Annotated in this window: 11 protein-coding genes; 1 reads left to right on the top strand and 10 read right to left on the bottom strand. The window is 60.2% G+C overall.

The genetic code is table 11. The annotated features are described in order from the left end of the window. Window positions 1-109: 109 nt before the first annotated feature. Genes C5748_RS16780 through C5748_RS16770 form a run of 3 tightly spaced genes read right to left on the bottom strand, consistent with a single transcriptional unit; the run spans window position 110 to window position 3911 of the window. On the bottom strand, window positions 110-562 hold the full coding sequence (locus C5748_RS16780) for a cyclic nucleotide-binding domain-containing protein (RefSeq protein ID WP_105743075.1): 453 nt from the start codon (window positions 560-562) through the stop codon (window positions 110-112). Window positions 563-600: 38 nt separating this feature from the next. Then, complete coding sequence (locus tag C5748_RS16775; RefSeq protein ID WP_105743074.1) at window positions 601-3315, bottom strand: ABC transporter ATP-binding protein; 2715 nt, start codon at window positions 3313-3315, stop codon at window positions 601-603. 17 nt (window positions 3316-3332) lie between these two features. Then, on the bottom strand, window positions 3333-3911 hold the full coding sequence (locus C5748_RS16770) for a hypothetical protein (RefSeq protein WP_105743073.1): 579 nt from the start codon (window positions 3909-3911) through the stop codon (window positions 3333-3335). Window positions 3912-3981: 70 nt separating this feature from the next. On the opposite strand from C5748_RS16770, the gene C5748_RS16765 reads away from it, so the two are divergent. Beyond that, window positions 3982-4656 carry a class I SAM-dependent methyltransferase gene (locus tag C5748_RS16765; protein ID WP_105743072.1) on the top strand — a complete coding sequence of 225 codons (675 nt, stop codon included), beginning with the start codon at window positions 3982-3984 and terminating at the stop codon, window positions 4654-4656. Here the strand turns inward: C5748_RS16765 and C5748_RS16760 are convergent. From C5748_RS16760 to C5748_RS16735, 7 genes are all read right to left on the bottom strand, one after another. Then, a complete protein-coding gene (locus C5748_RS16760) occupies window positions 4634-5785 on the bottom strand; it encodes a glycosyltransferase family protein (RefSeq protein WP_105743071.1) in 1152 nt (383 codons plus the stop codon). The genes C5748_RS16765 and C5748_RS16760 overlap by 23 nt on opposite strands. Then, window positions 5782-7029 (bottom strand): glycosyltransferase family 4 protein, encoded by a 1248-nt coding sequence (locus C5748_RS16755; protein WP_105743070.1) that lies wholly within the window; start codon window positions 7027-7029, stop codon window positions 5782-5784. Before C5748_RS16755 ends, C5748_RS16760 begins: the two co-directional genes overlap by 4 nt. Window positions 7030-7035: 6 nt before the next feature. Beyond that, complete coding sequence (locus C5748_RS16750) at window positions 7036-8250, bottom strand: glycosyltransferase family protein (RefSeq protein ID WP_105743069.1); 1215 nt, start codon at window positions 8248-8250, stop codon at window positions 7036-7038. 244 nt (window positions 8251-8494) lie between these two features. Beyond that, window positions 8495-8728 carry a hypothetical protein gene (locus tag C5748_RS27955; protein WP_146119549.1) on the bottom strand — a complete coding sequence of 78 codons (234 nt, stop codon included), beginning with the start codon at window positions 8726-8728 and terminating at the stop codon, window positions 8495-8497. 118 nt (window positions 8729-8846) lie between these two features. Then, a complete protein-coding gene (locus C5748_RS16745) occupies window positions 8847-9329 on the bottom strand; it encodes an EF-hand domain-containing protein (protein ID WP_105743068.1) in 483 nt (160 codons plus the stop codon). Between the two features lie 180 nt (window positions 9330-9509). Next, a complete protein-coding gene (locus C5748_RS16740; RefSeq protein ID WP_105743067.1) occupies window positions 9510-11024 on the bottom strand; it encodes a tripartite tricarboxylate transporter permease in 1515 nt (504 codons plus the stop codon). After that, window positions 11024-11488, bottom strand: coding sequence for a tripartite tricarboxylate transporter TctB family protein (locus tag C5748_RS16735; RefSeq protein ID WP_105743066.1), 465 nt, complete (start codon window positions 11486-11488; stop codon window positions 11024-11026). Before C5748_RS16735 ends, C5748_RS16740 begins: the two co-directional genes overlap by 1 nt. Window positions 11489-11543 lie beyond the last annotated feature (55 nt).

The raw sequence follows: 11543 nt of genomic DNA, 5'->3' as shown, positions 1-11543 counted from the left end.
CGGCCATCCTAGCCAAACCGCCGCTAATAGGCGAGACATGGAATTACGGTGCTGCGGCTTGACTTGCATGACGGGAAATTGTCGGTTGTGCCATCTTCCCCGGGTTGTCCTATTCTTTGCTGCTTCGGGCGTCGATCAGCTCTGCCGTCGTGTGACTGAGCCGGTCCGCCAGCACGCGCAGTATCTCGATCGTTATCTCGGGGAATTCCCTGAGCAGGCGCAGGAAATGATCCTTGCGGATGCGCAATACCTCGAGAGGTGCGGTCGCCCTCACGGTTGCCGTGCGTGAGACATCGCACAAAATGGCGATTTCGCCGACGATGGCATTGGGCTCGGCCTCGGCGACTTTGATCTGACCATTATCCGAGTCGACCAGAATATCGGCGGTGCCCGACAATATGACGTAGGCGGCGTCGCCTTCATCGCCCTGTCTGAAGAGAACCTGGCCCGAATTGTAGCTGACACGATCGGAGGTGAAGGCGAGGAGTTTGAGCTTCGCCGGCTCGACGCCCGAAAACAACGGGATCCGTTGCAGCATTCCGACTTCATCCTTGAGGAGCACTTCGCAAAACCTTCCCCAAAATTCTTCTGCCGGAACCGCTAGGATAGCAGTTCCTTGAAGGTCCCATTTCTTGCCAAAAGCGTCTCGTGCGTTCCGTCTTCCACCAGCCGGCCCGCATTGAACACAATAACGCGATCGAACATTGCTGCCATAGCTGGATTTGCAAGAACCCAGATAATGGCCGGCGAGCGACCGTCGCGCCTGGCTTCCTCCAGCACATTGCGCAGGATCTGACCTTGCGCACGCTGGTCGAGGGCCGCAAGCGGGCGGTTGAAAACGATAAAATCAGCGCGTTTGAGCAGTGCCCTGGCGACGTCGATCTTCTGGCGCTGCCCGCCGGTAAGGCGCTTGCCGCCTGCGCCGACGTTGAAGTCCAGCCCGACATCCAGAATGTCGGCGTCGAGGCCGAGCGCTTCCAGGATTTCATTGACGATGGAGCGGATGCGTTCCGGCCCGTCGGGGTGTTTATGGCCGATACGTCCGAACAGCACATTGTCCATGACGCTTGCCGCGGTGATATAAGTCATCGGATCGTAGCGCTCGACCTGACCGTCGAGGTCGGCGGGCAGACCTTCATAGAAGCGATTGCGTGCGTCGACGATCCGCTTCATCAACTCCTCGCTCAAGAGGCCAAAGCGATGTTGCGGTTCGATATAGGCGAAGCTCAGAGCAACGATCATGGCGCGATCGGCTTCCGAGACGGCCTCATACGGCCTGTTCTTGAGCTTCTGCAGCAGGGTTTCGTAAACAGGTATCTCCTCGGGCGTCATGAAGGCGAGCTGCTGGAAGAAGGGATGGCCCGGCGGAAGATCGGCGAACAGTTCAACCGCCTGCTCCGCGATATCGAGACCCATTTCATAGAGCTTTCTGTCCAGTCCCGCTTGCTTCAAGACCGACAAGAAATAGGGGTTGGCAGCCAGCGCCTTGTCGGCGAGAGCCGGGCCGACGGCAACGCCGAAAAGCAGGTTCTCGCCGACGGTCGCTTCCTTGTTGTAGGTGCCGGGTTCGAAGGGAACCACCAGCTCGCTCAAGCCTTCCTCTTTCAGCCGCGCGCGCAAGGCGCTTCGCAGCTCCAGGATGCGTCCGATAAGTTTCTTGTGGCGCGCCGGATCAACGGGAGAGCGCAAGCCGAGATCCAATATGTCCTGTGACAGAATGACGGCATCAAGCACGTTGCGGGTCGCTGCAAAAAGATCCTGGGGGCCGGTTACTCCGGCCGCCTCATAGTCGATCCAGTCGCTGCCGAGATCGAAGTCGGGATTGCCGGCTTTCCGTGCTTCTTCGATATTCCAGAGGCGCTGGTCTGCTTCAGCCCCTTCATAGTTCGCCGGTATCAGCGGCGCATGTTTCAACCCATAAAGAAGATTGTCGCGAAGGCTGCCTTGGAAGAGAAAGACGTCGGATGATGCATAGGACATGCGACGCCCCGTCACGGCTTCGGGGATTTCGAGCAAATCCGCCCCGCCTACCGTCACCTTGCCGCTTTCCGGCCTGTTCAGGCGGGCGATGGCCTCGGCGACGGCCTCGGCTCCGCCAGCCGTTGTGCCGACGATCGCGACGGTCTCGCCGGGATTGATCTGAAAGGAAATCCGCTCGGCCAGCGTGGCTCCGCCGTCATCGGCAAGCGAGAGATTGACGGCGGCAAGCGGGTCGCTCAATGCCCCGACGGACTCTGGCCTGATCGCCTGGATCTCGGGTGCGACGAGGTTCTCGGCGCTGAACTGTTCGACCACCTGCGCATATTTGACCTGCACATCCTGGCGTGACTGGTCCCAGTCGATCAGCTCCTTCATCGGTCCCGGCAGGTCCTTATAGGCGGTGATGACGGCAACGAGCTGGCCGACATCCAGTCGATCCTGGAGGACCAGATAACCACCGATGAGGTAGAACAGAAACGGCGTTACCTGGGCGAGGAGATTGTTGAAGAATTTTACCAGGAACTTCCACTGGTAGAGATCATAGCGGATCTTGAAAATACGGCCGAGCCTCGAGGCGATGTCGGCGCGTTCGTAATTGGAGGTGTCATGGACGTGCACGGCGCCAATGCCGTCGACGATCTCGCCGACACGGCCGGACAGCGCACGCGCCGTAATCTGCCGTTCACGACCGAGCCGGAGCAGCCTCTGACGCATCTTCGGAATGAGTATGATCTGGATGCCGACGATGACGGTGGCCACGATGCCCAGCCAGAAATTCTGCACCATGATGAAAAGCATGGCGGTCAGCGCCTGGCCGCCGAGCAAGACCGGCTGCACGAATGCGTCACCGATGAAGCCGCCGAGCGGCTCCACCTCGTCTTTCACCAGGCTCGCCACTTCGGCGGATTTCACCCGCTTGAAATATTGCGGGGGGAACCGCAGAACGCGGTCGACGAGTTCGAAGCGAACGCGGCGCAGCATCCGCTCGCCGAGACGGCCCTTGTAGGTGTTGATGTAGAATTTGAACAGGCCGTTGACGATGACCAGCAGCAGGAACACCAGGCTGAGGGCGACGAGCATCCCCTCGCGGGTGAGCTGAAAGCCGGAGAAGAGATTGACCTCTCCGATGAAGGGCAGATTTGGACTGAACGCCATGAAAGACTGGGTCGCGCCCGGATTTTCAAAGCCCTGGCCCTGGATCGGCCCGTTGACGATCAGCTTGGGCAGGTCGAAGGACATGAAATAGGGGACCATCGACAGGATGACGACCACCACGATCCAAAGCTGCTGCTTCTTGGTGTGCATCCAGATGTAGCGGGCGAGGCTTTGTTCCATGGGCGATCGCCGGTCGTTCAGTTAGGATGAAGAACGTAAAAGCGCCTCTTTGCGAACGGTGATCCTGCGATCGCCTCGTCATCGAGCACCAATTCGAGGCTGCAATGGATATTCATTGTCGGCCGGCCGATGATGGCAGGGACCTGAGAGGATGCACGGTCCAATTCCGGCGGATATTCGATCACGACCACCTGGGCATTGTCGATCAGCGAAAAAAGCAGCTGGCCGAGCGGTTCGCGGCTGCCGAAGGGTTTCAGCGAATAGCCGAGCAGGACCAGCCCATAGCTGCCCGCGACATAATCGTAATCGACTTCCTGGAACTTCCGCGGGATGTGGCGAACCCGGCAGGGATGGCTGTTGAGCGCATCCGCCTCATAGGCAGGGGTTTTCGGATCGACCGAAAGAACGGAAAGCGGCTTGTGTGTCAGAAATTCGGTCACCGGCCTGATATGGCCGCCAATCTCCACGATATGTGGGCAGTCGCGCACGAAATGAGCGGCAAGAACCTGGCGGATGAACGCAGCCGGTCCCGAAAGATGCGGCAGATCCCGCCCATCGGCCAACGGCGCAGAAGCTTCCTGTGTGTTCGAATCCATGGATGCGTTTTTACTTTTCTGGAGGTGAGATTGTGTTGTGCCGTTCAAAAACTGAACATACAACAGGCACATGATGGATGCTACCCGGACAGACCGCCTCGCCGAGGACTGGCACGAACGCGCTTACGACCTGACAAGAGGAATCGCAGCCTATGCCGCCAGCCCGCTGATCGAAGGACTGGCCCGTGTTGTCGCTCGCCATCCCGAGGCCGAAATCGCCAATGCATTCAATCACAAGCAGGTCGCTTGCAAAATGTGGGCGCGCGACAAGCTTTTCGAAAGCTGCGGGGGCCGGTTCGGGCGGGTATGGGTGCTGGGCGGGTGGTACGGCGTGCTGCCTGCAATGTTTTTCGACGATGCCCGTTTCGACATGGATATGATCGAAAGCATAGACATCGATCCCGATGTGGCAGCGATCGCGGAAACGCTGAACCGGTCGGCGGGAGAGCGGTTCAAGGCGCTGACGAGCGACATGTACGCGCTCGACTATGCGGCGGCTAAGCCCGATCTCGTCATCAACTCGAGCTGCGAACATATAGCGGATGTGCGCGGCTGGCTCGATATCCTGCCTGAAGGCACGCGTGTTCTTTTGCAGTCGAACGACTATTTCAGCGAACCGTCCCATATCAATTGCGTGGCTTCGCTTACGGCTTTCGAGGAGATGGCGGCGCTGCGGGAGGTGCGGTTTTCCGGCGAATTGCCGACGAAGAACTACACCCGCTTCATGCTGATAGGGACCGTTTGACGCCCAGCAGCTCGCGTAAGATCCGTGCCGTGCCATGTGCGCCTTCAAGATCGAGACTGTGGATTTGGCGCTCCCCCGTGGAGGTGTGTTCGATCGCCGCCGCCAGGCTGGCCGAGGTCAATTCGTCCTCCCTCAGCACGTTCGCCAGACGGAGCCTTTCAAGGCCTGTTGCGCGTGTGGTCTGCTCGGTTTCACCGCCTGACGCGAATGGGATGAGCAGCGAGCGGCATCCGGCGCGCAGGATGTCGCACACCGTGTTGTAACCAGCTTGCGAAACGGAAAGCCGCGCGCCGGTCAAAAGGCTGGCAAAATCCTCGCGGAACTTGAAGATGGACAGATTCGACGGGGCTTCACGAAGCGTCGCCTCGATTTCTTCCTTCGGGAAATTAGGGCCTGATATCAGGCACCATTTTTTTTCTGCAGCGGTATTTCGTGCCGCCGCAACCGCCGACCTGACGAGATTTTTCCCGGCAGCACCACCGCCGACGGAAATCAGAACGTCGAATCGCCGTGAAGCGGGCAGTGGCGGCGGCGCGGCCACCAGACCGGTATAGGCGATTTTCGCCTCGATCTCATGGGCAAGAGGAAATGTCTGGTCGAGCGTCGCAAAGGTCGGGTCGCCATGAACCATCACCAGATCGAAATATCCATTGATGAGGCCGATGGTTTCCTCGCTCCGGCCCGGCTTGGTTCGTTCCTGAAGGATGTCGCGTATCGATGCCACGACGAACGGCTTCGGTGACATGGCGCTGATGGATTCGAGCAAGGGAAGGAGCTCGAAACGCATCTGGCGGCGGCCGAAGGGAAAGGCTTCCAGGATGACGATATCCGGCCTGCAACTGTCGAACGCCTCCAGCAGTATCCGGCAGCGCTTTTCCTTGAATGCGTCATCGACAGGGTTTCCCTGGATATCCGCCAGGCCGGAAAACCCATGATCGGCTGTGATGACGGGTGGTAGCTGCACGGTCCGGATGTCCGGTCCCGGGAAACCGGCGACCGGCACGCCCCCCATAGCCACGGTGACATCGAAACCGTCCGCGACCAGCGCCATGGCGATGCGGCTGGCACGCGCCAGGTGCCCGATGCCGAGCAGGTGCTGGACGTAGAAGAAGACGCGCGGCCGCATCATCTTGCTGCCTGCCACTCCTGTTCGAACAGGTCCTTCAATTGGCCGATGCTCGACATGTGATCGAAATGCTCACGGACGTGCTGCTCCGCGGCATTGCCGAGGCGCGTGCGAAGGGCCGGATCGCGGATTGCCCGTTCCAGTGCCCGCGCAAGTGCGGCGGGATCATCAGGCGGAACGAGCAGGCCGGTCTCGCCATCCGTGAGAAGTTCGGGAACGCCTGAAACATTGGTCGACACGCAGATCAGTCGCTGGCTTGCGGCTTCCACCAGAACATTGGGCAGACCGTCCCTGTCCCCATCCGCGGCGATACGGCAGGCCAGAGCGAATATATCCGCGCGCCGATAAAGCTGAAGCACCTCCTCCTGTGCAAGGGCTCCCTTCCACGAGACGCGTGCGGAGATGCCGAGCTTCTCCGCCAGTGCCTTGAGCCGGTCGAGCTGATCGCCGCCGCCGATATGCTCGAAGCGCCACGCCAGATCGCGGGGCAGCAGGGCGAGCGCCTGCAGGAGCGTCCCATATCCCTTCTTCTCCACCGCTCGACCGACGCTGAGAATGACCACGGGTTCCTCGGGGGCCGAGCCGTCGTGCGCCGCGCGCCACCCCTCGAAGTTTCCGAAGCGGGCAAGATCGAGCCCGTGATAGCTGAGATGCACGCGGGAACTGCCGTTTGCCAGGCTCTTCAAATGGTCGAAGCCGGTCTTCGTGCAGGTGACCATCCAGCGGGCGGAGCCAAGCTTGTCCGCCAGGTCCCAGTCCGCCGATGTCCAGATGTCCTTGGCATGGGCGGAGCACGTCCAGGGCTGGCCGCGAAGAAGGCTCGTATAGCGGGTGACGGATGCCGGTGTGTGCGCGAAATGTGCATGCAGCCAGCCGGCTCCATCGGGCCATTCCACGGCCAGAACGAGAGCCTGTCCGAAGCGGCGGATGCGGTTGCGCGTCGGGTCGCGGCGAAGATCTGCGATCAGTGCGCCGAGCGCCCGCCGGAAGTCGGGTCGTGGAAGGCAGATCAGAACCGAGCGAAGGACCCGCAGCGGCTCCTCATGCAGATATTCGGGCAGATAGTGGACGGCAGCCTTTATCTCGTCATGCACCGGGTGGCGCTTGGCGTCGGTGGGCCGCCTGAGCGCAACGATGACCAGTTCGATCCCCGCACGTTCCAGGCCGAGAAGTTCCTGGGCGATGAAGGTTTCGGACAGGCGCGGATATCCTTTGAGGACGACCACGATCTTCCGGCGGGGTTTCACGAGGGGTCAGCTCCCGCTTTCGACGAGGGCGAGATGGCGTGTCGATCTGTGTTCCAGCCATTCGCCGACGATCTCGGAAATATGGACGAGGCCTTCGAGGCGGAGATCGGGGGCGCTTTGCGAGGGACGGGGGCGGTCCGGCAGCGCCTTCAGCGCGGCGGCGAAACGCAGTGCGTCCTCGGCTTCCTCGGGCAACAGCATCTGCACCAGGCCAAGCTCGGCGGCGCGGCGCGCCCGGATCAACTGTTCCTGGCGCGGCCTTACCCGCGGCACGATCAGCGCCGGCTTGTCGAAGGACAGGATCTCGCAATAGGTGTTGTAACCGCCCATCGCCACCACCCCGCGGGCGCCGGCGATCAGTTCCTCCATCCGGTTGTCGAACTCGATCATCCTGATGAAGGGGATGCCGACGCTCTTGCGGATCAGCTTCTGCCGCTTGCGGGCGGGCATGTAAGGGCCGAGCACGATCAGTGCCTTGTGCTGGAGGGTGGGATCCTGCTGATAGGCATGGATGACATCGTGGATGAGCTCGGCGCCGTCGCCGCCGCCGCCGGTGGTGACAAGGATGTAGTCGCCTTCGGGCTTATGGCCGGGCAGTTCCTCACGTGCAAGGCGTCGCTGCAGGAAGCCAACGAATTTCATCTTGGCCTGAATGGACGGCGGTACGTCCAGACCGACCAACGGATTGTAGAAGTCGGGCGGGCCATAGGCCCAGATCATGTCGTAGAACAATCCGATCTTGCGCATGACGTCGTTCTTTTGCCACTCCGCCTCCAGGAGGTCGGGAGCATCCATCACCTCGCGCAGGCCGAGGACCAGGGTCGTACCGCGCGCTTTGAGATAGGACAGCGTGCCTTCGATCTCGCCGTGCAGCCCGAGGGGCTCCTTGTCGACGATGAAAATGTCGGGCTGGAAGGTCTCGGCGGTGCGGCGGATGATGGCCTGTCGCATCCTCAAGGTTTCGTTCAGGTCGATGTGGCGCTCCATCGAGGTGTATTCGCCATTCCTGAGCTTGATGACACTGGGCGTTTTGACGAAGTCGACCCGCGTTCTGTAGTCGAAGGCGCCGGCAATGGTGGCGCCTGAGATGATGAGGACCTGCAGCCCGTGGAAATCCTCGACCAGCGAATGAGCGATGGTGCGGCAACGGCGCAGATGGCCGAGCCCGAACGTGTCGTGGCTGTACATGAGGACGCGGGCGTCGTCGAAGCGCTGGATCATTGCCGGACCTCTCTGGCAGTTGCTGCCTTCGGAACGCGCAAGCGGCCGCGTCGGCTTCGAAAAACTGAATCGGGGACAGGACCGCACAGGCCACGCCAATACGAGCCCGGTATATTCATAGGCGGTGGAGATAAAGGGGGCTTGTAGATTCCGACCAGCACGTCTGTCACCACATATTGGCGCCGCTCGGAGCGTTGCCGACAAACCAAAATCATCGTTCTAGAAAAACTGCCCGCTGACCCCGCTAGGATGCCCGCGCATCATCAATAACATAGGCGAGCAGCATAGCCCGGATCAACCGGAAATTCAGCAGGCTGCCAATGTCGCGCGGCGGTGTTATCGGCGTGCTGGGTACGAGCATGGTGATCGGCACTTGATCAGCCTTGGCACCCGCCATTGCATGCTCCCGATCCGTTGTGGCAGCTGATCCCTGCTGACAGCCCGCATCGAAATTAGCCTGAACAAAATCTGCCGGCAATGCCGTATCCAGCCGGGGCCATGTCCAGCTGGAAGCGAAAGGATTTCGCGATGTTGGGGGATTGCCCGGCTGCCGGCAAAAATAAACCCGGGCACAAAGGCCCGGGTCATTCTTCAGTCTATTGCGCCTGATGCATCCGCTTTTTCATGTGATGACCGCCGTGGTGGCCGCCATGACGGTGGAACCGTTTGCCGGCGCGCAATTCCTTGCGGTCGAGCTTGCCATCTTCGTTGCGATCGAGAGCGGCGAATTCCTTGCCTCGCTGCTTCTCTATCTCTTCAAGGGTCACTTTGCCGTCACCGTTGATATCAAGGCGGCGCTGCATGCGATCGGCAGCACGAGACGCGATGCGCTTCATGGCCATGGCTTCAAGCTCATCGTGGGAAAGCGTGCCATCGCCGTTTGTGTCGGCAGCTTTCAGCTCATCGGTCTTCGCAAATTTCGCAAGATCAACAGGCTCATTTTTAAAGCGTTCATGTGCCGAGTCGGACGATTCAACTTGTGCACTGCCGGCATCTGTTTCGCTGTCCTCTTGTGCGAACGTTGGAGATGCAAGAACAACTGACGTTAAAAGGGCGATATATACCGGAATTGCTTTCATGATGGTAAAACTCCATTACTCATTTAAAGGCGCCGTCAAACGGCGTGCGAGTAATATTTAGCCTGCAATGTGAACACAAAATGAATATTCTGGTTAAATATTTGTAATGAAATGGGCGATGAATGGCGACGGCGCCGCCACGTCCCATTTTCTCTGACCAGATGTGCCCCACCTTTCCGGTCAGGTTTTGGCTTCTTTCAAAGGTTTGATGGCCATGAAATAGAAGAAAAGGGCGGTCAGAACGAGGAAGAACAGGCTGTCGGGGCTGGTCAGGAAGACAATGGGATTGCCATCGCTCAGGGATAGCGACCGGCGAAGATATTGCTCGAGATCCGGTCCGAGAATGAAGCCGAGGAGGAGCGGGACGGTCGGATAATGCTGTTGGCGCAGGAAGAAGGCGAGCACGCCGAAAACCACTGCCAGCGCCATCTGGAAGATCGAGAAGGTGGCGGCATAGCTGCCGACAAGGGCGACAACGGCTATGCAGGCATAGAGGAGGCCTTTCGGGATCGAGACGATGCGAACGAAATAAGGTCCAAGAAGGAACAGCGTCAGCGGAACGAGTACGAGGGCGCTGATGAACAGCGATGCGAACATAGGGGCAATGAGGTCCGTCTGGGTCTCCAATAGACGCGCGCCCGGTTGAAGGCCGTTGATGACGAGGACGCCGAGCACGATCGCCGTCGTCGGATCGCCGGGAATGCCGAACATCAGCATCGGCACGAAAGCGCCTCCGCACATGGCGTTGTTGGCTGCTTCCGCAGCGGCAATGCCCTCGCGGCTGCCATGGCCGTATTGTTCCGGGTGTCTGGAGCGGCGTTTGGCATCGGCGTAGGCGACGAATGCCGCCATCGAGCCGCCGACACCCGGCAGGACGCCGATTCCGTAGCCGAGCAGACCGCTCTTGATATAGGTGTAGAAGCCGATCTCACGGAGTTCCGACAGGGGTGGCAGGAAATCCCGGCGGCGGATCAACGCCGCCCCGGCGCGCAGGGCGGCTGCCTGGATATCGCCGCGATGCAGTTGCGCCTGGTAGAGAACCTCGCTGATGGCGAAGGTGCCGATGATGATCGGCATCATGTCTATGCCTTCGACGAGCGTCTCGGTACCGAAGCTGAAACGTGCGATCGGCTGCATGACGTCGATGCCGACCGTCGCGATCATGATGCCGAGAAGCGTGGTGACCAGGCCCTTGGCTATCGTATCGCGCTGCATGATGATGATCACCACGAGCGCGAAGAGCACGAGCGAGAACTTGCCCGGCGTCTGGATCAGCAGTGAGAGCTTGGCGGCGATCGGCAGCAGCAGCATGAGCATCAGTGCGCCCAGGCTTCCGCCGACCATGGAGCCAAGAGCCGCGTGGCCGAGCGCATTGGCTCCCTGGCCCTTCTTCATCAAGGGATAGCCCTCGATGGAGGTCATCATCGAAGACGGCGCGCCGGGGATGTTGATCGTCGTTGCCGTGATGCTGCCGGCATACATGCCCGACATGAAGATCGATGCGCACATGACGAGTGCGGGTATCACATCCATGCTGTAGGTGATCGGCAGCAGCAGCGCGATCGCGAGGACCGACGTTAGCCCCGGCACGGCGCCAAAGAAGGTGCCCACTGCGAACCCCGCCACCATGGCGATCAGGACATCGGGCCGGGCGAGGGCACCGAAGCCCTTGAGAATTTCGAGAAGAAAATCCATCAGATCACGCCTATCAGGGTTGGCAGCCGAATACCGAAGGCAAGTGCGAACAGGCCGTAGAAGATGGCCGTGACCGCCACCGCATAGAGCAGGCGTTTGATCATTTGCCCCTCTTGGAATTGGAAGAGGTGGAACAGCGCCAGCACGAAAAGGAAGGTCGCCGCGCTATAGCCCAGCGGCTTGAAGGCGATGATGTAGAGGATCGTCGCAAGGACGATCAGGAATGGCGGCAGGAGAGAGCCCTCCGGCTTTTCGCGCTCCTCCGCCAGGTCGTTCCAGATGACGCGGGCGAGCGCCGCATACATGATGAACGCCGTGACAAGCGGCATGAAGCCGGGCCCGACCAGCCCCTCGCTGAACTGCGGTTGGATCTGCAGCGCCGCCGCGATGTAGACGGTGGTCAGGACGAAAAGGAACAAGGGCAGGAGAAGACGATTCTTCCACTGTAGTCGACGCATCGCCATCGGTGTCCTCCCAACGACTTGAACCTGGCAGACCGGCGGGCTGACCCCGCCGGCC

The organism is Phyllobacterium phragmitis, assembly GCF_002980495.1.
GTDB classification, from domain to species: domain Bacteria; phylum Pseudomonadota; class Alphaproteobacteria; order Rhizobiales; family Rhizobiaceae; genus Paramesorhizobium; species Paramesorhizobium phragmitis.
This window is presented reverse-complemented; position numbering and strand designations above follow the sequence as displayed.